This window comes from Mesorhizobium sp. NBSH29 (genome assembly GCF_015500055.1).
In the GTDB taxonomy this organism is placed as follows: Bacteria; Pseudomonadota; Alphaproteobacteria; order Rhizobiales; family Rhizobiaceae; genus Neomesorhizobium.
On record NZ_CP045492.1, the window covers coordinates 2,729,014 to 2,753,681 of the forward strand.

A 24,668-nucleotide genomic window follows, 5' to 3' on the forward strand; every position below is an offset into this window, starting at 1 on the left:
CCGCCGGAGGCAGTCAAGAATTGCAAGGCGCGACCGGGTGAGGTCGATGCCCCAAGCGAGCAAGCCAAGGAGCGACGATGGCCCAGACCCAGATATTCAATGGCCGCAGACGCGTACGCAAATATTTCGGGCACATTCCCGAAGTTGCGGCGATGCCAAACCTCATCGAGGTTCAAAAGGCATCGTATGATCAGTTCCTGATGGTTGAGGAGCCGAAAGGCGGCCGCGGCGACGAAGGCCTGCAGGCTGTTTTCAAGTCGGTATTTCCGATCCAGGATTTTTCCGGCTCTTCGATGCTGGAATTTGTCAAATACGAGTTTGAACCGCCGAAATTCGATACTGACGAATGCCGTCAGCGCGACCTGACCTATGCTGCACCTCTCAAGGTGACGCTGCGCCTCATCGTGTTCGATATCGACGAGGATACCGGCGCCAAGTCGATCAAGGACATCAAGGAGCAGGACGTTTACATGGGCGATATGCCGCTCATGACGAACAACGGCACCTTCATCGTCAACGGCACGGAACGCGTCATCGTTTCCCAGATGCACCGTTCGCCAGGCGTGTTCTTCGATCACGACAAGGGCAAGTCGCACTCGTCGGGTAAATTGCTTTTCGCAGCCCGCGTCATCCCTTATCGCGGTTCATGGCTTGATATTGAGTTCGATGCCAAGGATGTGGTCCATGCGCGTATCGATCGTCGCCGCAAGATTCCTGCGACCTCGTTGCTGATGGCGCTTGGCATGGATCCGGAAGAGATCCTGTCGACCTTCTACAACAAGATCACGTACAAGCGCACCGGTGATCACTGGCGCATCCCGTTCAATGTCGAGCGTTTCCGCGGCCTCAAGGCTGTCGGCGATCTGATCGACGCTGACACCGGCGAAGTGGTTGTCGAAACCGGCAAGAAGATCACCGCGCGTCAGGCCAAGCTGCTTGCTGAAAAAGGCCTCAAGGCCATCAAGGCAACGGAAGAAGACCTGCTCGGCAATTTCCTTGCGGAAGACATCGTCAACTACGCAACCGGCGAAATCTTCCTCGAAGCTGGCGACGAGATCGACGAAAAGACCATCAAGGTTCTGCTCGCCGCTGGCGAAGGCGACATCCTGATTCTTGACATCGATCACGTCAATGTCGGCGCCTACATCCGCAACACGCTGGCAGTAGACAAGAACGAGAGCCGCCAGGAAGCTCTGTTCGATATCTACCGCGTCATGCGTCCAGGTGAGCCGCCGACCATTGATACGGCTGAAGCCATGTTCAACTCGCTGTTCTTTGATAGCGAGCGCTACGATCTGTCGGCCGTTGGCCGCGTCAAGATGAACATGCGTCTTGAGCTTGATGCAGAAGACACCGTTCGCGTTCTGCGCAAGGACGATATCCTTGCCGTTGTGCGCACGCTGGTTGATCTGCGTGATGGCAAGGGCGAAATCGACGACATTGACAACCTCGGCAACCGCCGTGTGCGTTCGGTCGGCGAGTTGATGGAAAACCAGTACCGTGTCGGCCTGCTGCGCATGGAGCGCGCCATCAAGGAACGCATGTCGTCGATCGAGATCGACACGGTCATGCCGCAGGATCTGATCAACGCCAAACCAGCTGCTGCTGCCGTTCGCGAGTTCTTCGGTTCCTCGCAGCTGTCGCAGTTTATGGATCAGACCAACCCGCTTTCGGAGATCACCCACAAGCGTCGTCTTTCGGCGCTTGGACCCGGTGGTCTGACCCGCGAGCGTGCCGGCTTTGAAGTGCGCGACGTTCACGTCACGCATTACGGCCGTATCTGCCCGATTGAAACGCCAGAAGGCCCGAACATCGGCCTGATCAACTCGCTGGCAACCTTCGCGCGGGTCAACAAATACGGCTTCATCGAAAGCCCGTACCGTAAGATCATCGACGGCAAGGTGACGATGGATGTCGTCTATCTGTCGGCTATGGAAGAGGCCAAGCACTATGTGGCACAGGCCAACGCCGAGCTCGACAAGGCAGGGTCCTTCACCGAAGAATTCGTGATTTGCCGCCATGCTGGCGAAGTCATGATGGCACCGCGTGAAAACGTCGATCTGATGGACGTTTCGCCCAAGCAGATGGTGTCGGTTGCGGCAGCTCTGATCCCGTTCCTGGAAAACGATGACGCCAACCGCGCACTGATGGGTTCCAACATGCAGCGTCAGGCCGTGCCTCTGGTACGTGCGGAAGCGCCGTTCGTTGGCACCGGCATGGAGCCGATCGTTGCCCGTGACTCGGGCGCAGCCATTGGTGCCCGCCGCGGCGGTATCGTCGACCAGGTCGATGCGACCCGTATCGTCGTGCGTGCCACGGAAGATCTCGATCCGGGCAAGTCCGGCGTTGATATCTACCGCCTGATGAAGTTCCAGCGTTCAAACCAGAACACCTGCATCAACCAGCGCCCGCTGGTGCGTATGGGCGATCTGGTCAACAAGGGCGATATCATTGCTGACGGTCCGTCGACCGACCTCGGTGATCTGGCTCTGGGCCGTAACGTGCTCGTCGCGTTCATGCCCTGGAATGGCTACAACTACGAGGATTCCATCCTCCTCTCCGAGCGCATCGTTGCCGATGACGTCTTCACCTCGATCCACATCGAGGAATTCGAAGTCATGGCGCGTGACACCAAGCTTGGGCCTGAGGAAATCACACGCGACATTCCAAACGTCTCGGAAGAAGCGCTGAAGAACCTCGACGAAGCCGGTATCGTCTACATTGGCGCGGAAGTGGCGCCGGGCGACATTCTGGTTGGCAAGATCACACCAAAGGGTGAAAGCCCGATGACGCCGGAAGAAAAGCTTCTGCGCGCCATCTTTGGTGAAAAGGCGTCCGATGTACGCGACACCTCGATGCGCATGCCGCCCGGAACGTTCGGCACCATCGTCGAAGTGCGCGTCTTTAACCGCCACGGCGTGGAAAAAGACGAACGCGCAATGGCCATCGAGCGCGAGGAAATTGAACGTCTCGCAAAGGATCGCGACGATGAGCAGTCGATTCTCGACCGCAACGTGTATTCGCGCCTCAGCGATACGCTGAACGGCAAAGATGCGATTGCCGGTCCAAAAGGCTTCAAGAAGGGCTCTAAGCTCTCCAAGGAAGTTCTGGACGACTATCCGCGTTCGCAGTGGTGGCAGTTTGCCGTCGAAGACGAGAAGATGCAGAGCGAGCTCGAAGCTTTGCGCGGCCAGTACGACGATTCCAAGAAGGCGCTCGAGCAGCGATTTATGGACAAGGTCGAAAAGGTGCAGCGCGGCGACGAGATGCCTCCGGGCGTCATGAAGATGGTAAAAGTCTTTGTGGCCGTGAAGCGCAAAATGCAGCCCGGCGACAAGATGGCCGGCCGTCATGGCAACAAGGGCGTCGTCTCCAAGATCGTTCCAGTCGAGGACATGCCGTTCCTCGAGGACGGTACTCATGCCGATATCGTGCTCAACCCGTTGGGCGTGCCGTCGCGTATGAATGTCGGCCAGATCCTGGAAACGCATCTGGGCTGGGCATGTGCTGGAATGGGCAAGAAGATCGGCGAGCTGATCGATGCCTACAGGGCTGCCGGTAACAGCGACATCAAGCCGCTGCGTGCCACGCTTGAGCATCTGATCCCGGACAACGACCGCAATGAGCCGGTTCGCAAGTTCGACGATGAGAGCATTGTCAGGCTCGGCGAGCAGATGCGTCGCGGTGTCTCCATCGCAACGCCGGTGTTCGACGGTGCGCATGAGGCCGACATCAACGAGATGCTGGAGCAGGCTGGTCTACACACCAGCGGCCAGTCGCAGCTTTATGATGGCCGCACAGGCGAGCCGTTCGATCGCAAGGTGACCATGGGCTATATCTATATGCTCAAGCTTCACCACCTCGTGGATGACAAAATCCACGCGCGTTCGATCGGACCGTACTCGCTTGTTACCCAGCAGCCGCTGGGTGGTAAGGCGCAGTTCGGTGGCCAGCGCTTCGGCGAGATGGAGGTCTGGGCACTTGAGGCTTACGGCGCCGCCTACACGCTGCAGGAAATGCTGACCGTGAAGTCGGACGACGTGGCAGGGCGTACCAAGGTCTATGAGGCAATCGTCCGTGGCGACGATACCTTCGAGGCCGGCATTCCAGAGAGCTTCAACGTTCTCGTCAAGGAAATGCGGTCGCTGGGTCTCAATGTCGAGCTCGAGAATACCAAGGCTGACGAGCAGGCACGCCTGTCTGACGCGGCCGAGTAAGCAACGTCACCGCCGCGCGACCATATTAAATGGGTCGCGCGGCGGTGTTGATACTCTAACGGTCGCGTTGCGGCCGGTCACGGACCTGGAAATTGTTGCGCGCTTCGGCGCTGCGTGTCTCCAGGTCAAGAAGGGCGGTCGATGACTGCCAAAGAAATGTTCGAGAAGGGGCTCACCCCAGCCCCGCAAAGGAGAACGGCATGAACCAAGAGGTCATGAATCTCTTCAACCCTCAGGCTCCGGCCCAGGTGTTTGATTCCATCCGGATTTCTCTGGCAAGCCCCGAGAAGATCCTGTCGTGGTCGTTCGGTGAGATCAAAAAGCCCGAGACCATCAACTATCGTACGTTCAAGCCAGAACGTGACGGTCTGTTCTGCGCGCGCATTTTCGGTCCTATCAAGGATTACGAATGCCTGTGCGGCAAATACAAGCGCATGAAGTACAAGGGCGTCATCTGCGAAAAGTGCGGCGTAGAAGTGACGCTGTCACGTGTTCGCCGTGAACGCATGGGCCACATTGAACTTGCAGCTCCTGTTGCGCATATCTGGTTCTTGAAGTCGCTGCCTTCGCGCATCGGCACGCTGCTCGACATGACCTTGAAGGACATTGAGCGCGTTCTCTATTTCGAGAACTACATCGTGACCGAACCTGGCTTGACCTCGTTGAAGGAAAACCAGCTTCTTTCCGAAGAAGAGTTCCAGATCGCTGTTGATGAGTTCGGTGAAGACAGCTTCACCGCCATGATCGGTGCTGAGGCAATTCACGATCTTTTGGCCAGCATGGACCTTGAAAAGATCGCAGGAAACCTGCGTTCCGATCTTGCCACGACCACTTCGGAACTGAAGCAGAAGAAACTGCTGAAGCGCCTGAAGGTCGTCGAGAACTTCATGGAATCAGGCAACCGTCCTGAGTGGATGATCATGAAGATCGTCCCCGTCATTCCACCGGACCTGCGTCCGCTGGTGCCACTGGATGGTGGTCGTTTCGCGACGTCGGATCTCAACGATCTGTACCGCCGTGTTATCAACCGTAACAACCGCCTGAAGCGCCTGATTGAACTGCGTGCGCCCGGCATCATTATCCGTAACGAGAAGCGCATGCTTCAGGAGGCCGTCGACGCTTTGTTCGACAATGGTCGCCGTGGCCGCGTCATCACCGGTGCCAACAAGCGTCCTTTGAAGTCGCTGTCCGACATGCTCAAGGGCAAGCAGGGCCGCTTCCGTCAGAACCTGCTCGGCAAGCGCGTCGATTACTCTGGCCGTTCGGTTATCGTGACCGGTCCAGAATTGAAGCTGCACCAGTGCGGTCTGCCAAAGAAGATGGCGCTCGAACTGTTCAAGCCGTTCATCTATGCCCGTCTCGACGCGAAGGGATATTCCTCGACCGTCAAGCAGGCAAAGAAGCTGGTTGAAAAGGAAAAGCCGGAAGTCTGGGATATTCTGGACGAGGTTATCCGCGAGCATCCAGTTCTGCTCAACCGCGCGCCAACGCTTCACCGTCTTGGAATTCAGGCGTTTGAGCCCATTCTGATTGAAGGCAAGGCAATCCAGCTTCATCCGCTGGTCTGTACCGCTTTCAACGCCGACTTTGACGGCGATCAGATGGCTGTTCACGTGCCGCTTTCGCTGGAAGCTCAGCTTGAAGCACGCGTTCTGATGATGTCGACCAACAACATCCTGCACCCTGCCTCCGGCGCACCAATCATCGTGCCGTCACAGGACATGGTTCTGGGTCTTTATTACCTGTCGATCGTCAACCAGAACGAACCAGGCGAAGGCATGGTGTTTGCCGATATGGGCGAACTCCAGCACGCGCTTGAAACAAAGGCTGTGACGCTCCACACCAAGATCCGTGGCCGCTTCAAGACCGTCGATGCCGAAGGCAAGCCGGTTTCGAAAGTCCATGACACGACACCAGGACGCATGATCATCGGCGAACTTTTGCCGAAGAACCACAATGTGCCCTACGAGACCGCAAACCAGGAGATGACCAAGAAGAACATCTCCAAGATGATCGACACGGTCTACCGCCACTGCGGTCAGAAAGAGACGGTCATTTTCTGCGATCGCATCATGTCGCTTGGCTTCGGTCACGCATGCCGCGCCGGTATTTCCTTCGGCAAGGATGACATGATCATTCCAGACGCCAAGGCCGAACTTGTTTCCAAGACAGAAGCATTGGCCAAGGAATATGAGCAGCAGTACAATGACGGCCTGATCACTCAGGGCGAAAAGTACAACAAGGTGGTTGATGCCTGGGCAAAGTGCTCGGAAATCGTTGCCGACAAGATGATGGAGCGCATTAAGGCGGTTGAGTTCAACGAAGATGGCCGTCAAAAGCCAATGAACTCGATCTACATGATGTCGCATTCCGGTGCGCGTGGTTCGCCAACCCAGATGCGTCAGCTTGCTGGTATGCGCGGTCTGATGGCAAAGCCTTCGGGCGAAATCATCGAAACGCCGATCATCTCGAACTTCAAGGAAGGTCTGACCGTTCTTGAATACTTCAACTCCACCCACGGTGCCCGTAAGGGTCTTGCCGATACCGCGTTGAAGACAGCTAACTCCGGCTACCTGACGCGTCGTCTTGTTGACGTCGCACAGGATTGCATCGTCAATTCACTGGATTGCGGCACCGATAAGGGCCTGACAATGCAGCCAATTGTTGATGCTGGTCAGGTTGTGGCTTCTCTCGGCCAGCGCGTTCTTGGACGTACTGCACTTGATGACATCAACCATCCGGTAACGGGTGACCTGATCGTCAAGGCAGGCACGTTGATGGACGAGCGTGATGTTGAGCTGATCGAAAATGCGAGTGTTCAGACCATCCGCATCCGTTCGGCGCTGACTTGCGAAATCCGCACCGGCGTTTGCGCGATCTGCTACGGACGCGATCTGGCACGCGGTACCCCGGTCAACCAGGGTGAAGCTGTCGGCGTCATCGCGGCGCAGTCGATCGGCGAGCCGGGCACTCAGCTCACCATGCGTACCTTCCACATGGGCGGTACCGCACAGGTTGTTGATAGCTCGTTCCTCGAAGCGTCTTATAAAGGCAAGGTCGAGATCCGTAACCGCAATGTGGTTCGCAACTCTGACGGCAACCTCGTGGTGATGGGCCGTAACATGGCCATCCTGATCCTCGACGAAGCCGGCAAGGAACGTGCATCGCACCGCGTCACCTACGGTTCGCGTATCTTCGTGGACGACAAGGACACCGTGAAGCGCGGCCAGCGCGTTGCCGAATGGGATCCATACACCCGCCCGATGATGACCGAAATCGAGGGCACCGTGTCCTACGAGGATCTGGTCGATGGTATTTCCGTTCAGGAAACCGCCGACGAATCCACCGGTATCACCAAGCGCGAAGTCATCGACTGGCGTTCAACGCCACGCGGTACGGACCTCAAGCCTTCGATCGTCATTCTCGACGAAAAGGGCAAGATCGGTAAATTGGCCAAGGGCGGCGAAGCACGCTTCCAGCTCTCGGTTGAAGCCATTCTCTCGGTCGAGCCAGGCTCAAAGGTGCGTCCCGGCGACGTTCTGGCGCGTATCCCGATGGAAAGCGCCAAGACCAAGGACATCACCGGTGGTCTGCCACGTGTTGCTGAATTGTTCGAAGCACGTCGTCCGAAGGACCATGCCATCATCGCAGAGATCGATGGTACGATCCGCTTCGGTCGCGACTACAAGAACAAGCGCCGCATCATCATCGAGCCGCATGACTCGGCCATGGAGCCTGTTGAGTATCTGATCCCCAAGGGCAAGCCGTTCCATCTTCAGGATGGCGACGCGATCGAAAAGGGCGATTACATCCTCGATGGCAACCCGGCACCGCACGACATTCTGGCGATCAAGGGCGTGGAGGCTCTGGCTTCCTACCTCGTGAACGAGATCCAGGAAGTCTATCGTCTGCAGGGCGTTCTGATCAACGACAAGCACATCGAAGTGATTGTTCGTCAGATGCTGCAAAAGGTCGAAATCACGGTTCAGGGCGATTCAACCTACATTCCGGGCGATCATGTCGATGTGATCGAGCTGGATGAGGTCAATGAGCGCCTGGTCGAAGATGGCAAGAAGCCAGCTGAAGGCCTGCCGGTTCTGCTTGGTATCACCAAGGCATCGCTGCAGACGCCAAGCTTCATCTCGGCCGCTTCCTTCCAGGAAACGACCCGCGTGTTGACCGAAGCGGCTGTGGCCGGCAAGACCGACATGCTTCAGGGCCTGAAGGAAAACGTCATTGTGGGCCGTCTGATCCCAGCTGGTACCGGTGGCACGATGAGCCAGATCCGTCGCATTGCAACCGCACGCGACGAACTGATCCTCGACGAGCGCCGCAAGAACTCCGGCGCAGAAACTGCCGACGCCATGCTGGTCGATATGACCAACGCGGCCGAATAGCAGCCAACCCACATCACGAAAAAAGCCGTCGGGGCAACCCGGCGGCTTTTTTTATCTGTTAGAATTTGGCGAAAATCAAACGAAATACAACCATAGAGAGCGCATCAGAGCTGTTCCTAGAATACGTGGCCGGTTAGCGTGAGCCCGATCAGGTAAAGTGAGCGTAGCTATGAGCAGCACGACGAGAAAACCGGGCAATATTGGCTTTGCCGGCCAGATCCATGAGGATGAAACCGGCGTTCAGATGCTGGGAAACGGATACCGCGCATACAGCCCAGCGTTAATGCGCTTCACCGCGCCAGACAATCTTTCGCCGTTTAAGCAAGGTGGCATCAATGCGTATGGCTACTGCATGGGGGACCCCGTCAACAATCACGATCCGAGCGGGCATATTACGTTCCGAGCCCTGGCCCACACTGTTTTGAATGTTATCAGGTTGCGGAACAGCGCCTTAATCGGCGCAAGTCGGCTGGAGCGATTGCCGTTTGTCGCGATGCGGGAGGTTGTTCGGTATTTGCCAGGGCACGCCGCAGTAGACCTCGCATCGACGTCAACGACGATGAATTTCAGGGTGAACAGTGCCACCTATCGGATCGGCAAAATGGATATCGGCCGTCTTCCGGGGGCACAGATTGGCTTCTCGACGTACCTTGCCAGAGGTACCGGAGTTGCGCAGGTGAACGCCCGCAGACGCATCGAGCTTGGCATTCAGGAAGGTGTCCTTCCGGGGCAAATCAGGGCTGAATTACCCAATTCGCAGCTGGGTATGCAGCATAATACTGGAATGTCGCAGAAGGCCTTGCAGACAGATCTTCAGGCGGCTTTGGGCCCCTATTATCAGTCTCCCGAAATCACCGCCCAGCGGCGAGGAAAAATGTTTCCATTATCAAGAGCGGCAAGCACAGTCTACGCGGGTGTGCAGCGGCTGACGGAGGATTTGCACTATCCGTTGCGGCTTCGCCAGCAAGCCCTACTCATTCGACAAGGTGACAGAAGAGCGCTGTGGAACTTCCGAAAGCGATTTATTTCCTAGCGAAATTCGTCCACCACATTGCGCTTGCCCAGCATGAAAGCGTCGGCGACATGCTGCAGTGGCGCGAGGTCAACGTCTGACGTGTGGCTGCGAACAAGGTCACTGAAGCGCTTGTAAAGCATCGGGTATTCGGTCTCCGGTTCGTCGTGTACCACGACGCCATCAATGGCGAGCTTTGCACCGCCGCCTGACAACAGCATGGTGCCGCGGTCGGTCTCGGCGTGAATGTCCCAGCTTTGTGGCCCGGTCTGCAGCCAGTCGAGGTCCATCACGACGGGTGCACCCGACGACGTGCGAAATAACACTTTTGCAGCCACCGGGGCATCGCGGTTCGCCGGGAAATCAAGCGAAGCGTCAGTGATGAACATCGCTGGAAAAATATGCGTCATAATCGACAGGGCATTGATGCCCGGATCGAACACGCCAAATCCGCCCGGCTGCCAGATCCAGTCCTGGTCCGGATGCCATCGACGGACATCCTCCTTCCAGATGATTTGTGCTGATGTAAGAGTTGATGCCTGCAGAAACGCCCGCGCGGCCTCCACTGCCGGCGCATAGCGCGAATGCCAGCTGGCAAACAGCGTGACGCCCTGCCGTTCGGCAATGCGCTTCAGCTCTTCCACTTCGCTGACCGTCGCGCCGGGCGGCTTTTCCATGAACACATGCTTGCCGGCCTCCAGCGCTGCCCGCGCCGCGTCAAACCGGAATTTGGGCGGCATGCACAGCGATACCGCGTCAATCTCGCCTATGTCCGCCAGCAGAGCCTCAATGGTTCCAAAGTTGGGGACGCCCTCGACTGTGCCGTGGCGGCTCGCTGCCGCAATCAAACGGAAATCATCGTTGGAAGCCAGCGCCGGCAGATGCTGGTCGCGTGCAATCTTGCCGACACCAACAACGGCTATGCGGATCGGCTCAGGGGATTGTGGCATGGGTTGGCTCTCGACTGGGGAAGCGTTACTTCCGATCTACAGCCGGTGCGGGAAGACGGCAAGCAAGCTCTGCAGAACGCCATGGAGTGGATGTGAAGACACCGTTCATGCGGCCAGCGGTTTAGAGCCGGGACGGTCTCGACCGTCACACGCAGCCTTTGCCACCCGGTAAGAGCCCCTTCCGGGTGGACTTTTTTCAGCCAAGGCTGGCCAGCGCCGCCCTGATCTTCTCGGCGTTGGTTGCCAGAATTTCAGGCTTTTCCATGCTGCCGGTATGCGGTTTCAAGGCAATGCCCTCGAAGCGTGGGATCACATGGACATGCAAGTGAAACATGCTCTGCCCGCCGGCGGCCTCGTTGAACTGCATTACGGTGACACCATCAGCCGCAAACGCGCTCTTCACAGCGCGGGCAAGCTTCTGCGCAGTCGCCATGACAGCTGACAGGCTCTCCGGCGACGCGTCGAGCAGATTGCGGGCCGGCGCCTTTGGCAGCACCAGACAATGGCCTTCGCCCTGCGGCATCACATCCATGATCGCCAGAGTGTCGGCATCCTCGAAGATCTTGTGCGACGGGATTTCGCCGCGCAGGATTTTGGCGAAGATGTTTTGCGGATCGTAGAGAGGGGCGGTCATGGCGGCTCGTGGTGAATGGTGAATGGTGAATGGTGAATGGTGAATGGTGAATGGTGAATGGAAGGTGGCAGGTGTGCGCTCGTTGTCAACGGCGATGGTGATCAGCCGCTGGTTTTCCTGAATGGCGCATGAGCGCCGAGATAATCACCAATCTGGGTCACCTCGCGCCGTTCATGCTCGAGATAGTCGGAGACGGCACGGCGCAGGCCGGGGTGGGAGATGTAGTGAGCCGAATGAACGGTGACGGGCAGGTAGCCACGCGCCAGCTTGTGCTCGCCCTGCGCGCCCGCTTCCACCACTTTCAGCCCTCTGGCGATCGCGAAATCGATGGCCTGATGATAGCAGACCTCGAAATGCAGGTACGGGTGTTCCTCGATGCATCCCCAGTTGCGCCCATAGAGCGCGTCTGAGCCGATGAAATTGATCGCGCCGGCAATGTAGCGATTGTCCCGTTTGGCCATCACCAGAAGCACGTCATCAGCCATACGTTCGCCAAGGAGCGAAAAGAAACGGCGGTTGAGATAAGGCCGGCCCCATTTGCGCTCGCCGGTATCCATGTAGAAGGCGTAGAAATCGTCCCACACGCGTTCGGTCAAATCCGCGCCGGTCAGCCACTCGATGGTGATGCCGCCCTCAAGCGCTGCGCGGCGTTCCTTTTTCAGCGCCTTGCGCTTGCGCGAGGCGAGGCAGCCGAGAAAATCGTCATAGGTGCCATAGCCCGCATTGTGAAAATGAAACTGCTGGTCGGTGCGATGCAGAAAGCCTGCGCCCTCCAGCGCGCTGATATCGCCGTCTTGCCCGAAAGTGACGTGGGCAGAGGACACACCCAGCCGGTCCGTCATCTGTCTCAGCCCTGATGCGAGCGCTGCCCGCACCGCCGACGGGTCCACCCCGTCGCGGCGTGTCAGAAGCCGTGGCCCTGTTACCGGTGTGAACGGGACCGATGCCTGGAGTTTTGGATAATAGCGCCCGCCAGCACGTTCAAACGCGTCGGCCCAACCATGGTCAAACACATATTCGCCCTGGCTGTGGTTTTTGGCGTAGCAGGGCAGGGCGCCGAGCAGGCTGCCATCCGGTGCTTCCAGACGCAGATGATGGCCCTGCCAGCCGGTGGCCGGAGACGCGCAGCCGGATTCCTCGACAATGGTCAAAAAGTCATAAGAGACAAAGGGATTGTAGGCCCCGTCACCGCGCCCGGTACCGGAAAGGCTGCCCCATTCGCTGCGGGGAAATGCGCCGATGGAACTGACGGGACGGATGATGAAACTGCCCCCATCGTGATCCGTCAGATCGTTGCCCCCGCTTGTTTTCATCTGTCTTAGATATTCCGCAGCACGCCCGCCGCAAGGGGTTCTTCACCATCGAAAGGCGCGCCACCCTTATGCGACCGGCGCGGCCTCCGGCATAAAACCCTCAAACGTCATCTGGTCGACGTGATCAAAGGTTTTGGTCACGGCTGCCTTGTCGCGCACCGTCCATGAGATTACCGGCATGGAAAGGCGCTCGCGCACGAATGAGATGAACGGGTTAGGTAGATCGAACACGCCATAGGACACGAATGAAATGCCGTTCGCCAGCATGGAAAAATGCTGCTCGATTTCGTGCGGCAGCGCTCCGCACGCCGTCAGGCCAGCCGGAATGTCGCCGGAATGGGCGGGGAACTGGCGGATCAGCCAATGATCAAATGACATGATGGCTGCCTCGCCGCCATAGCCGCGGAGTTTCTCGCACACGCGCTCGACCAGCCCGTCATCATGGCCCGGAACTCCCTTCAGCTCGACCACAATCGGCACCCGCCCGGCAACCAGCGCCAGCATCTGGTCGAGCGTCGGCACGCGCTCATCCGTGCCGCCAATGGCAAGAGACGTCAACTCGCCGGCGCTGCGCTGCCATACCTCGCCTTCGGTCCCGGTCAGCCGTTTGAGGTTGCGGTCGTGAAAAACCACCGGCACGCCGTCGGAGGTCAGGTGGACGTCGCATTCGATAGCATAACCGTGCACGGCTGCCGCCTCGAACGCGGCCAGCGTGTTCTCCCACCGCGTCTTGTTCATGTCATGCAGGCCGCGATGGGCAATCGGCTGGCGCACAAGCCAGGACAGCTGTTCGTTACGCATTGGCGGCAGGCCTTCCGGTTCAGGCAGTTTCAATGATGGCGTCGATTTCCACCGCTGCGTTGAGCGGCAGTGCGGCAACGCCAACCGCTGCGCGCGCGTGCCGTCCGGCATCGCCCAGCACTGCGGCAAGAAAATCGGATGCGCCATTGGCGACCAGATGCTGCTCGGTAAAGTCGGCAGATGACGCCACGAAGACAGTGATCCGCACCACCCGCTTTATTTTGCCCAAATCGCCGAGTGCGGCCTTTGCCTGCGCCAGAATGTTGATGGCGCAATATTTCGCTGCTTCCTGCCCGGCGGCGACATCGACATCACGGCCGAGCTGGCCGGTTGCGGAAAGTTTGCCGTCTTTCATCGGCAACTGGCCGGACGTGAACAGAAGGTTGCCGCTTTGCATGAAGGGCAGGTAGTTTGCCGCTGGCGCAGCAGCCGCGGGGAGGGTCACGCCGAGTTCCGCAAGGCGGCTTTCGATTGTGTCTGTCATGTCCAAAATTCCTGTTTCATGCTGGCCGTCGGGGCACCGGCGTCGAAGGTGCAATGTTTGCCTCGCTTCCGCCATGACTTTTTTTATTGTACCTGATGTGGGCACGCTCGTTTGGAACCGTGCCGACTGGAGTCTCCTTCATGCGCGCATCGCGCCTTTTTGCCCTTTCCCTTCTGATTGCTTCGGTTTCAGCTCCGGCATTGTCCGCGCCGCTTCTGGCCCCGCACCGCGCGGTTTATGATCTGGCGCTCGACAATGCGTCGGACCGTTCCGGCATCACCGGGCTCACCGGTCGGATGGTTTACGAGTTCAATGGGTCGGCCTGTGAGGGTTACACGGTCAACTTCCGATTTGTCACCCGCATCGATACCGGCGAATCAACGCGCCTGACCGATCAGCAGACGACGACCTTTGAAGATGCCGAGGGCAAGAATTTTTCGTTTGTGACGAAAAGCTTCGTCGATCAGGCGCTTGATCGCGAAGTGCGGGGCACCGCCACGCGTGAAGCGTCAAAGCTGACTGTCGAAATGGAAAAACCGGACCAAGACACGATCGACCTGCGTGCCACCCAGTTTCCCACCCAGCATTTGATCGAACTTCTTGGCAAGGCGGAAGCGGGGGAGAACTTTTACGAGACCAGTCTGTTCGACGGGTCGGAAGATGCTGACAAGGTCATGACCACCACCGTGGTGATCGGCAAGCCGGTTGAGACAGGGAAAGACGATCCTGAAATGCCGGCGCTCACGCCGCTTGCAAAGGACAAATTCTGGCCGGTCGATATCGCCTATTTCGATGAATCGAAAACCGGTGGCGAGGAACTGCCGCAATACCGGATCAGCTTCAAGATGTATAAGAATGGCCTGACCCGCGACCTGATGATGGACTACGGCGACTTCTCGATGAAGGGCAAGCTGGTCAATCTGTTGCTGTTCGACAGGCCAAAGCCCTGCAAGAAATGATGCCTGACAAGCGGCTGTGCCGATGGCCGTCTATGTAGACGCGGCAATCTGGAAATGGGCCGGTCGCAACTGGTGCCATCTGATGGCCGACGATGTGGCGGAACTGCATCGGTTTGCCGCCCGCCTTGGCGTCAACCGTCTGGTCTACCAGGGCCCGCCGCGCACTTCTGCGCCGCATTACGACATCACCGCCTATGAGCGCAGCCGCGCGATTCTGCTTGGCGCCAAAGCGTGCACACGCGAGGAGATTGTTGCGGTTTTCCGCCGTGTGCGTGTGAAGAACGGCAAGGTGGCGCGGCCGAAGCGGCCAGACCCGCTTACCAGTGGATTGGCGGGCAATCCGCGCTGAAGCAAAGCTGTCAGCTGGCGAATTTCTTCGCCCCGGCCACGCAGCAGACCACTGCCAATGTCACCAGAAACATCATCGGACTAACTTCTTCGCGAAGCAGCAGCCCCGCAAGGGCCAGCCCGAAAAAGGGTTGCAGCAACTGCAATTGCCCGACAGCGGCAATGCCGCCCAGAGCCAACCCGCGATACCAGAACACAAAGCCGATCAGCATCGAAAAGACAGACACATAGGCAAAGCTTGCCCATGCCGGGCCGCTGATGCCTGAAAGCGTCGACGGCATCGTGTAAAGCGCCAGCGCAAGCATCAGCGGCAGCGACACGACCAGCGCCCAGGAAATCACCTGCCAGCCGCCCAGCCGGCGCGACAGTTTCGCGCCTTCGGCGTAGCCCAGCCCGCAGGCAATGACGGCAGCGACCATGAGAAGATCGCCAAGCGGTGCAGCCGTGATGCCCTGCGACAGGGCGAAGCCCGCGACCAGCGCACTGCCAAGGCAAGAGAACACCCAAAATACCGGGCGAGGGCGCTCGCCACCGCGCAGCACGCCGAATATTGCGGTTGCCAGGGGCAGCAGCCCGATGAAAACGATGGAGTGTGCGGCGGTGATGTGTTTCAGCGCAAGCGCCGTAAGCAATGGAAATCCGACAACCACGCCGAGCGCCACAATGATGAGAGGAAAGAGATCGCTGCGTGCCGGTCGTTTCTCTCGAAACAGCAACAGCAGGCAGACACCGAGTGCACCAGCGACGGCTGCCCGTGCAACGGTCAGAAACACCGGGTCAAAGTCCATCACGGCGATGCGCGTGGCCGGCAAGGAGCCGCTGAAGATCAGCACACCCAGAAACCCGCTGATCCATCCGCCGGTCGTCTTGTCCATGTTATTCTCCCTCGTGGCCATCCGTAGTGGCGAAAAGGAGATGGCGCGGCCAGAGACAGTGCGGTACAATATCTATAAACCGTATTGGTTTCCGGTGCAGTACAGATGGATGATGCAGGCGTGAAAATGGTACAGGGCGATACCAGGATCGCCTTTGTGATGCAGTCGATCCGTCAACGGATCGCCGGGCGCAGCCTCACGCCCGGGGCAAAGCTGCCGTCGATCCGTGGGTTGGCCACCACGATGCACATCTCCAAATCAACGGTGGTCGAAGCCTATGAGCGGCTTTCCGCCGAAGGGGTCATCAGGTCGCGTCCGGGTTCCGGCTATTTTGTCGCCGCACCGCTTGCGCCGCTCTCGCTGGCCGACATCGGTCCAAAGCTTGATCGGGCGGTGGATCCACTGTGGATTTCCCGCCAGTCGCTGGAGCAGGGCGATGATCTGCTAAAGCCCGGCTGTGGCTGGCTTCCGCCATCATGGATGCCGCATGATGCCATGCGACGCGCCCTGCGTTCACTCGCCCGGCGTGATAATTCGACGCTTTCCGATTACGGCACGCCGCTCGGTCTCCCGGCGCTGCGCCAGGTTCTGGCGCGTCGCCTTGCCGGCCATGGCGTGGAAGCTGCTCTTGCGCAGATCGTCCTCACCGAATCGGGCACGCAGGCGATTGACCTGATCTGCCGCTTCTTGATCGAGCCGGGCGACACGGTGCTGGTCGACGACCCTTGCTATTTCAATTTCCACGCCCTTCTGAGAGCTCACCGCGCCAACATTGTCAGTGTCGCCTACACCCCGTCGGGGCCTGACATCGCGCAGCTGGAACAGGTTCTGTCCGCGCACAGGCCGCGCCTCTACATCACCAATTCCGGCGTCCATAATCCCACCGGAGCGGTGCTTTCGCCGGTGATGGCACACCGCGTGCTAAAACTCGCCGACCAGTTCGACCTCACAATTGTGGAGGACGACATCTTTGCCGATTTTGAAACCGCGCCCGCGCCGCGACTGGCCGCATTCGACGGGCTGCAACGGGTCATCCAGATTGGAAGCTTTTCAAAAACGCTGTCGGCCTCTGTGCGCTGCGGTTTCATCGTCGCGCGTCCTGACTGGATTGAGGGTCTGACCGACCTGAAAATCGCCACCAGTTTTGCCGGAGCCAATTTTTCCGCCGAACTTGTATTGGCGCTGTTGGTGGACGGCAGCTATCGAAAGCACATGGAGGCGCTGCGTGATCGGCTTGCCCGCGTCATGCAGGAAACATCTGCCGAACTGAAAAGCATCGGTATCGAGCCATGGCTGCAACCGTCCGCTGGCATGTTTTTGTGGTGCCGCCTGCCGGAAGGCGTTGATGCGGCTGCCATGGCCCGCCATGCGCTGAACAAGGACAATTTGGTGCTGGCTCCCGGCAACGTATTCAGCCAATCACAATCGGCCAAAAGCTTCATGCGGTTCAACGTGGCGCAGATGGAGGATGCGCGTATCTGGCCCGCGCTGTCGAGCGCGATGAGGTGAAGGCACTTGATTCTAGCGTCAATTGAACTAAGTTCAGTGAACTAAACTAGCTGAGGTCTCATTATGCAAACGATCAACATCCACGAGGCAAAAACCAATCTGTCGCGGCTCGTCGAGCAAGCGGCAAATGGTGAACCATTCGTCATCGCAAAGGCGGGCAGACCGATGGTCAAGGTCGTGGCAATTGACCAGCCCTCGGCTGACCAGATGCAGCGCCTTGGATTTATGGAGGGCGAATTTTCGGTACCCGACGATTTCGACACGATGGGCTCGGAAGAAATCAACGTGCTCTTTGGCGTATGAAGCTGCTCGTAGACACCCATCTTTTGTTGTGGGCTGCGGCGGCGCCGTGGAATCTGTCGCCAATTGCGCGGCGCTTTCTGGCCGACGCGGGCAACATCCTTCTGTTCAGTCCAGTAAGTCTCTGGGAGGTTGCCATAAAGCGCAGTCTTGGGCGGCCTGACTTTACGGCAGACCCCAGAACCCTTAAACGCGGCCTTCTCGAAAATGGCTATGTCGAAGTGCCGGTGACCAGCACCCATGCAGTTGCGGTCGCGGCTTTGCCACCCATTCACAAAGATCCCTTCGACCGCATGCTCGTTGCTCAGGTGCTTTCTGAGGGGGTCACCCTTCTGACAGCGGACTCAGTTCTCGCCAGCTATCCGATCTCCGTGCGAAAAGTCTGAGCAAGGCGCTCGAACGTCTAACTCTTGCCTTTCGCACCCATCCCCTTTATAGGCGCGGTCATTCCACACACGGACTTTGGTGTCTGCCGGGAGAAATCCGGTTGAGACCTCCGGTGGCGTTTCAGGGTTTCCTGTCTCGTCAAGTGTCCGTGGAGGCTAACCGGAAAAGGACCTAAAGAATGGCATTGCCTGATTTCAGCATGCGCCAGCTTCTTGAAGCTGGCGTTCACTTCGGCCACCAGACCCACCGCTGGAACCCGAAAATGGCGCCTTACATCTATGGCGCACGCAACAACATCCACGTCATCGACCTCTCGCAGACGGTGCCTTTGCTGCACCAGGCGCTGAAGCAGGTTTCCGACACTGTCGCCAAGGGCGGCCGCGTTCTGTTCGTCGGCACCAAGCGCCAGGCATCAGACATCGTGGCTGACGCTGCACAGCGTTCGGCTCAGTATTATGTCAACTCGCGTTGGTTGGGCGGCATGCTCACCAACTGGAAGACGATCTCCAACTCGATCGCACGTCTGCGCAAGCTGGATGAGATCCTTTCGGGCGGCGAAGCACACGGCTTCACCAAGAAGGAGCGCCTGAACCTCGACCGTGAGCGCGAAAAGCTCGACAAGGCGCTCGGCGGCATCAAGGACATGGGCTCGACGCCTGACCTGATGTTCGTGATCGACACCAACAAGGAAGCGATTGCGATCCTCGAAGCCAAGCGTCTGGGTATCCCGGTCGTGGCCGTCATCGATTCCAACTGCGATCCGGACAAGATCGACTTCCCGATCCCAGGCAACGACGATGCGCAGCGCGCAATCTCGTTCTATTGCGATCTGGTAGCCAAGGCAGCTCTCGACGGCATCGCCCGTCAGCACGGCGCCATGGGCGTCGACATTGGTGCCTCGATTGAGACCCCGGTTGAGCCGGAACTCGAAGCAGCACCTGCTGCCGAAGCACCAGCCGCAGAAGCGCCAGCGGCTGCAGCCGAAGAAACTCCGGCAGCCGATTCGACCGGCGCCTGATTTCTACCCTGAAGGCCGCTCTGGCCTTTGGATATTTTGACCATGGCGCGACCAACGCGCCGGCGACCAGGCGCATCACCCACGAGGGTGGTGCGCCCTCGCATTTCAGATCGAACAAAGAGGCGACCATGACAATTACCGCAGCACAGGTGAAAGAACTCCGCGAACTGACCGGCGCCGGCATGATGGACTGCAAGGTGGCACTGGGCGAAACCGGCGGCAATATCGAAGAAGCGGTCGACTGGCTGCGCAAGAAGGGTATTTCCAAAGCCGACAAGAAGGCTGGCCGCACGGCCGCTGAAGGACTTGTCGGGGTTGATGCCGGCGTTCGCGAGGCTTCCATCGTCGAAGTGAACTCGGAGACCGATTTTGTCGCCCGCAACGATGCCTTCCAGGAGATCGTCCGCAACGTCTCCAAGGTCGCGCTCGCTTATGGCGAAACCGATGCGATTGCGGCTGCGAAATATCCCGGATCAGACAAGACGGTGACTGACACCATCAAGGACGCGGTCGGCACCATCGGTGAAAACATGAGCTTCCGTCGCGCGGCAAAGCTGACCGTCGCCAAGGGCGCGGTCGCCAGCTATGTCCACAACGCTGTTTCCGAAAACCTCGGCAAGCTGGGCGTCCTCGTCGCCATCGAAACCGATGGTGATGCGCAAGCCGCCAGCGCGTTTGCCCGTCAGGTTGCCATGCACGTCGCCGCCACCAACCCGCTCGCGCTCAACGCCGAGGAAGTTGATCCGGCAGCCGTCGAGCGCGAAAAGGAGATCTTCGCCGATCAGGCTCGCCAGTCAGGCAAGCCAGAAGCCATCATCGAAAAGATGGTCGAAGGCCGTATGCGCAAGTTCTACGAGGAAGTCGTGCTGTTGAAGCAGGCTTTCGTGATCAACCCCGACCTGACGGTCGAAAAGGCGCTGGCCGAGGCCGAAAAGGCTATCGGCGCACCTGCCAAGATCACCGCTTTCGTCCGCTTTGCGCTCGGCGAGGGGATCGAGAAGGAAGAGAGCGATTTTGCCGCTGAAGTCGCTGCGGCCGTGAAGAACTAAGTTCTTAAAACACCGGATACAACACAGGGGCGCCACGTGACATCGTGGCGCCCTTCGTGTATCGGAACACGAATTGCAGCGGGCCAATATTCCGCGATGCGCGGCGCCCACTTCTGTCGCTTATAAGAATTTCTTGGGGACCTCATGACGGCAAGCAACCCTCTCTATCGCCGTGTCCTGCTCAAAGCATCCGGCGAAGCGCTGATGGGCGAGCAGCATTTCGGCATCGACGTGTCTGTCGTCGACCGCATTGCCAGCGATATCGCCGAAGCGCGCGCGATGGGCGTCGAAGTGGGCGTGGTGATCGGCGGCGGCAACATCTTCCGCGGCGTCGCAGTCGCTTCCAAGGGTGGCGACCGGGTAACCGGCGACCATATGGGCATGTTAGCCACGGTCATCAACTCGCTTGCGCTACGCACGTCGCTGGTCAAGCTTGGCGTCGATGCCGTCGTGCTTTCAGCCATCGCCATGCCCGAGATATGCGAGAGCTTTTCGCAGCTCAAGGCAACCGCCTACATGGGCGCCGGTAAAGTGGTGATCTTCGCCGGCGGTACCGGCAATCCATTTTTCACAACCGATTCGGCAGCGGCTTTGCGCGCAGCTGAAATAGGCGCGGATGCGCTGTTCAAGGGCACCCAGGTCGATGGCGTCTATACGGCCGACCCCAAGAAACACAAGGATGCGACCCGCTATGAGCGCATCACCCATGCGGATGTGCTCAAACAAGGCCTTTCCATTATGGATACAGCGGCAATCGCCCTTGCGCGCGAAAACCACATTCCGATAATCGTATACTCGATTCATGAAAAAGGCGGCTTTGGCGATATTTTGCGGGGCAATGGTCGCTGCACGGTCGTGACCGAGAATTAGGTCGCGCGTCGACAAATCGACAAAGCACTTTCAAGGAGAACCAAAGATGGCGGACGGCGTAGACTTCAAGGACGTGCAACGGCGCATGGAAGGCGCGATTGCGGCATACAAGAACGATCTCGCCTCGCTGCGGACCGGTCGTGCCTCGAGCAATCTGCTCGACCCGGTTCTGGTCTCGGCCTACGGCACTATGATGCCGCTGAACCAGGTGGCGAACGTGACGGTTCCTGAATCGCGCATGATCGCGGTTTCTGTGTGGGACAAATCGATGGTCGGCGCCGTCGACCGTGCGATTCGCGAAAGTAACCTCGGTTTCAATCCCATTATGGATGGTACCACGCTGCGCATTCCACTTCCCGAGCTGAACGAGCAGCGCCGCAAGGAACTGGTCAAGATCGCCCACACATACGCGGAAAATGCCCGCGTTGCTGCCCGCCACGTCCGCCGCGATGGCATGGACGGCCTGAAAAAAGCTGAAAAAGACAGTGTCATTGGCGAGGACGAGCACCGCGTTCAATCCGACAAAGTGCAAAAAATGACGGATGACACGATTTCGGCCATAGACAGCTTGCTTAGCGAAAAAGAAGCGGAAATCATGCAAGTCTGAGACGCGGACGACGTTTCAGAGGGGCTGAAGACAATTTGATGACCACGCCTGCGCATGTCGCAATCATCATGGATGGCAATGGCCGCTGGGCCAAGGCGCGAGGCTTGCCGCGTCTTGCCGGCCACCGTGCCGGTGTCGAGGCATTGCGCAAAACTGTGCGGGCAGCGGGCGAACTCGGCATTACCTGGCTGACGGTCTATGCCTTCTCGTCGGAAAACTGGTCGCGGCCAAAGACCGAGATCAGTGATCTCATGGGTCTGCTGAAGATTTTTATCCGCCGCGATCTGGCGGAACTTCACCACAGCGGCGTGAAAATTCGCATCATCGGCGACCGCGACGGCCTGCAGCCCGATATCAGGGCGCTGCTGACGGAAGCCGAGACGCTGACGCGAAACAACCGCGCGCTTACTCTGGTCATAGCCTTCAATTACGGCGCGCGCGACGAGATAGTGCGTGCCGCCCGCAAGCTTGCCGAAGCTATCGCAAAAGGTGAGATTACGGCCGATGCGATCAGTTCCGAAACTGTGGGCGCTCATCTCGATACAGCCGGCATTCCCGATCCCGATCTTGTCATCCGCACCAGTGGCGAGCAGCGCCTTTCCAATTTTCTGCTGTGGCAGGCAGCGTACAGCGAATTCGTCTTCCAGCCGTGCTTCTGGCCGGATTTTGGCCGGACGGAACTGGAAGATGCGCTGCAGGCGTTTGCCGCGCGTGAACGGCGCTATGGTGGCGTCGATGCTACAAAGCAGGGCGTCGCTTCTTGACTGATCAAACACCTCGCACGCGGCTGAGCAATCTCCAGCTGCGCATAATCTCCGGGGTCATCCTGGCGTCGGTCATCCTCGCAGTCACCTGGCTGGGGGGCACACCGTTTCGCATCGTCGCTGCCTTCATCGCCGGTGCGGTGTTTTACGAGTGGACACGCATGGTTCGCCCGACCGGCAGCACCTTCCAGACAGTGCCGGCGGACATGACCATAGCCGCGATCTGTCTTGCCCTCGTTCTGCCAACACCTTTTTGGCTGTTATGGGTTCTGACAGGCGTGATGGCCGCAATTCTGCTGGCAGCAGGCGCAACGCGGCTGGATGGGCGATGGCATGCGGCAGGGCTGTTTTATGCTGCGGCATCGGGCATCACACTGGCGTTTTTGCGCAATGATGATCAGGCCGGACTGACTGCAATACTCTTTCTTTTTGCCGTCGTCTGGGCGACCGATATTCTTGCTTACTTCACGGGGCGCGCGATCGGTGGCCCGAAACTCGCTCCCAAAATCTCGCCTGGAAAAACCTGGTCAGGCGCGTTTGGCGGGACGGTCGGCGCTGTCGCTGTCGCGATGCTTGCGCTCGGGGCCATGGGCCAGGCACCGACTGTGGGTATGGCGGGCCTTGCGCTGTTGCTCTCCGCGGTATCCCAAGCCGGTGATTTGTTCGAATCCTGGGTCAAGCGGCGCAATGGCGTCAAAGATTCCGGCCATCTCATTCCCGGCCATGGCGGCGTCATGGACCGGGTCGACGGGCTTGTCGCAGCTGCATTTGCCCTGTACGTCATCGGCGGCGCACTTAGTGGCTTTGGCTCTCCGGCCAAAGCGCTTTTTGGGCTTTGAGGGCAGGGCACCGCATCCGCCGGTTTGCCTTGGATTTGCCGGCATTGACAGTCTATCTGGCGCAGCGCGCCGAATATGGTTGAGCGAGGATATTGATTGTTGGACTTTTTAACCCCGATCCTCGGCACGGATAGCCTGATCGTCGGTACGCTCATCCCCTTCCTGATTGTTTTGACCGTCGTCGTCTTTGTGCACGAGATGGGGCATTATCTGGTCGGGCGCTGGTGCGGCATCGGCGTCAATGCGTTTTCCATTGGCTTTGGGCCTGAACTGATCGGTTTCAACGACCGCCATGGCACGCGCTGGAAACTGTGCGCCATTCCGCTTGGCGGCTACGTCAAATTTGTCGGCGACATGAATGCCACCTCGACGCCGGTGGCAGAGGAAATCGACAAACTTTCGGTTCAGGAACAACGCGTCGCCTTCCACACCCAGCCCGTCTGGAAGCGTGCGCTCACCGTGCTTGCCGGGCCGATGTTCAATTTTATGCTGACGATTGCAGTCTTTGCAGTCTTCTTTGCCGTTTACGGTCGGATGGTTGCCGAGCCCATGGTGGCAGAAGTTCGTGCCGACAGTCCGGCCGCTGCTGCCGGATTCGAGCCGGGCGACCGATTCGTCAGCGTCAACGGCAACCGCGTCGAGACGTTTTCGGACGTGCAGCGCCTGGTGTCAGGCCGCACCGGCGACCCGCTGACCTTCAAAATGCTGCGCGATGATCGCGAGGTTGAACTGCACGCCACGCCTGAGTTGATGGAGCAGGAAGACGCGCTCGGCAACAAGATCAAGGTGGGCGTCATCGGTGTCGTCAACAGCGCCGAGCTTGGCCAGCCGCGGGTCATTGAATACTCCGTTCCAGGCGCGCTGGGTGAGGCTGTTGTCCAGACCGGATACCAGCTCGAGCGGACCTGGAGTTTCCTCGCCCGCTTTGCCAGCGGACGCGAAGACAAATGCCAGCTAGGCGGGCCGGTCAAGATCGCCCAGATGTCGGGACAGGCGGCCAAAGTAGGTTTTGAAGTCGTCGTTCAGCTGATCGCAGCCCTTTCGCTCGGTATAGGATTTCTGAACCTTCTGCCCATTCCACCGCTTGACGGCGGTCACCTTGTTTTCTACGCCGTTGAGGCAGTGATAGGCAGGCCGGTTTCCGAACGGGCCATGGAAATGGTCTATCGGATAGGCTTTGCACTGGTGCTCGGTTTCATGGGGTTCGTTTTCTGGAATGACCTCTTTGGATGCTGAATTGTTGAAAAATGGTCCGACTATGACCCGAATTGAGACGGTGTTTACCATCGCGGCGGATATGCGTGACCCTAATGCAACGCCACGCGCTTTAGTAAA

21 protein-coding genes are annotated in these 24,668 nt (G+C 58.6%); 15 read left to right on the forward strand and 6 right to left on the reverse strand.

The features are described from left to right. Positions 1-77 precede the first annotated feature (77 nt). The 3 genes from rpoB (at position 78) to GA830_RS13645 (ending at position 9,647) form a co-directional block, all read left to right on the forward strand. The gene (rpoB, locus tag GA830_RS13635; RefSeq protein ID WP_195162367.1) at positions 78-4,217 is read left to right on the forward strand and encodes a DNA-directed RNA polymerase subunit beta; all 4,140 of its coding nucleotides are present in this window, start codon (positions 78-80) and stop codon (positions 4,215-4,217) included. Between the two features lie 200 nt (positions 4,218-4,417). Next, positions 4,418-8,614 (forward strand): DNA-directed RNA polymerase subunit beta', encoded by a 4,197-nt coding sequence (gene rpoC, locus GA830_RS13640; RefSeq protein WP_195162368.1) that lies wholly within the window; start codon positions 4,418-4,420, stop codon positions 8,612-8,614. 169 nt (positions 8,615-8,783) lie between these two features. Then, positions 8,784-9,647: an RHS repeat-associated core domain-containing protein gene (locus GA830_RS13645; RefSeq protein WP_195162369.1), complete on the forward strand. Its 864-nt coding sequence runs from the start codon at positions 8,784-8,786 to the stop codon at positions 9,645-9,647. Here GA830_RS13645 and GA830_RS13650 read toward each other — a convergent pair. The 5 genes from GA830_RS13650 to GA830_RS13670 form a co-directional block, all read right to left on the reverse strand. After that, positions 9,644-10,576, reverse strand: coding sequence for a Gfo/Idh/MocA family protein (locus GA830_RS13650; protein ID WP_195162370.1), 933 nt, complete (start codon positions 10,574-10,576; stop codon positions 9,644-9,646). The genes GA830_RS13645 and GA830_RS13650 overlap by 4 nt on opposite strands. Before the next feature lie 196 nt (positions 10,577-10,772). Further along, positions 10,773-11,210 carry an HIT family protein gene (locus tag GA830_RS13655; protein ID WP_195162371.1) on the reverse strand — a complete coding sequence of 146 codons (438 nt, stop codon included), beginning with the start codon at positions 11,208-11,210 and terminating at the stop codon, positions 10,773-10,775. A 101-nt stretch (positions 11,211-11,311) separates the two neighbouring features. Continuing rightward, entirely contained in the window at positions 11,312-12,523 is a 1,212-nt protein-coding gene (locus GA830_RS13660) for a GNAT family N-acetyltransferase (RefSeq protein ID WP_195162372.1), read from the reverse strand. A 66-nt stretch (positions 12,524-12,589) separates the two neighbouring features. Then, positions 12,590-13,324 (reverse strand): glycerophosphodiester phosphodiesterase, encoded by a 735-nt coding sequence (locus GA830_RS13665; RefSeq protein WP_195162373.1) that lies wholly within the window; start codon positions 13,322-13,324, stop codon positions 12,590-12,592. Positions 13,325-13,343: 19 nt separating this feature from the next. Continuing rightward, on the reverse strand, positions 13,344-13,808 hold the full coding sequence (locus tag GA830_RS13670) for a RidA family protein (RefSeq protein WP_195162374.1): 465 nt from the start codon (positions 13,806-13,808) through the stop codon (positions 13,344-13,346). 140 nt (positions 13,809-13,948) lie between these two features. Between GA830_RS13670 and GA830_RS13675 the strand changes: the two genes are divergently transcribed. Together GA830_RS13675 and GA830_RS13680 are read left to right on the forward strand one after the other, a co-directional pair. Further along, positions 13,949-14,767 carry a cell envelope integrity EipB family protein gene (locus tag GA830_RS13675; RefSeq protein ID WP_195162375.1) on the forward strand — a complete coding sequence of 273 codons (819 nt, stop codon included), beginning with the start codon at positions 13,949-13,951 and terminating at the stop codon, positions 14,765-14,767. Between the two features lie 22 nt (positions 14,768-14,789). Beyond that, complete coding sequence (locus tag GA830_RS13680) at positions 14,790-15,116, forward strand: DUF4031 domain-containing protein (RefSeq protein ID WP_195162376.1); 327 nt, start codon at positions 14,790-14,792, stop codon at positions 15,114-15,116. 10 nt (positions 15,117-15,126) lie between these two features. On the opposite strand, the gene GA830_RS13685 is transcribed toward GA830_RS13680, so the two are convergent. After that, a complete protein-coding gene (locus tag GA830_RS13685; RefSeq protein ID WP_195162377.1) occupies positions 15,127-15,990 on the reverse strand; it encodes a DMT family transporter in 864 nt (287 codons plus the stop codon). Positions 15,991-16,095: 105 nt separating this feature from the next. Here GA830_RS13685 and GA830_RS13690 point away from each other — a divergent pair, with 105 nt between their 5' ends. The 10 genes from GA830_RS13690 (at position 16,096) to rseP (ending at position 24,569) form a co-directional block, all read left to right on the forward strand. Next, a complete protein-coding gene (locus GA830_RS13690) occupies positions 16,096-17,499 on the forward strand; it encodes an aminotransferase-like domain-containing protein (RefSeq protein ID WP_195162378.1) in 1,404 nt (467 codons plus the stop codon). 63 nt (positions 17,500-17,562) lie between these two features. After that, the gene (locus GA830_RS13695) at positions 17,563-17,802 is read left to right on the forward strand and encodes a type II toxin-antitoxin system Phd/YefM family antitoxin (protein WP_195162379.1); all 240 of its coding nucleotides are present in this window, start codon (positions 17,563-17,565) and stop codon (positions 17,800-17,802) included. Then, entirely contained in the window at positions 17,799-18,185 is a 387-nt protein-coding gene (locus GA830_RS13700) for a type II toxin-antitoxin system VapC family toxin (RefSeq protein ID WP_195162380.1), read from the forward strand. Before GA830_RS13695 ends, GA830_RS13700 begins: the two co-directional genes overlap by 4 nt. Positions 18,186-18,364: 179 nt before the next feature. Further along, the gene (gene rpsB / locus GA830_RS13705; protein ID WP_195162381.1) at positions 18,365-19,204 is read left to right on the forward strand and encodes a 30S ribosomal protein S2; all 840 of its coding nucleotides are present in this window, start codon (positions 18,365-18,367) and stop codon (positions 19,202-19,204) included. A gap of 128 nt (positions 19,205-19,332) precedes the next feature. Then, positions 19,333-20,253: a translation elongation factor Ts gene (gene tsf, locus GA830_RS13710; protein ID WP_195162382.1), complete on the forward strand. Its 921-nt coding sequence runs from the start codon at positions 19,333-19,335 to the stop codon at positions 20,251-20,253. A gap of 144 nt (positions 20,254-20,397) precedes the next feature. Then, positions 20,398-21,123 (forward strand): UMP kinase, encoded by a 726-nt coding sequence (gene pyrH, locus GA830_RS13715; RefSeq protein WP_195162383.1) that lies wholly within the window; start codon positions 20,398-20,400, stop codon positions 21,121-21,123. Positions 21,124-21,169: 46 nt separating this feature from the next. Continuing rightward, positions 21,170-21,730 (forward strand): ribosome recycling factor, encoded by a 561-nt coding sequence (gene frr, locus GA830_RS13720; protein WP_195162384.1) that lies wholly within the window; start codon positions 21,170-21,172, stop codon positions 21,728-21,730. A 38-nt stretch (positions 21,731-21,768) separates the two neighbouring features. Next, positions 21,769-22,494, forward strand: coding sequence for an isoprenyl transferase (locus GA830_RS13725; protein ID WP_195162385.1), 726 nt, complete (start codon positions 21,769-21,771; stop codon positions 22,492-22,494). A gap of 23 nt (positions 22,495-22,517) precedes the next feature. Then, positions 22,518-23,333, forward strand: coding sequence for a phosphatidate cytidylyltransferase (locus GA830_RS13730; RefSeq protein ID WP_195164952.1), 816 nt, complete (start codon positions 22,518-22,520; stop codon positions 23,331-23,333). Positions 23,334-23,429: 96 nt separating this feature from the next. After that, positions 23,430-24,569 (forward strand): RIP metalloprotease RseP, encoded by a 1,140-nt coding sequence (gene rseP / locus GA830_RS13735; protein WP_195162386.1) that lies wholly within the window; start codon positions 23,430-23,432, stop codon positions 24,567-24,569. Positions 24,570-24,668: the final 99 nt, after the last annotated feature.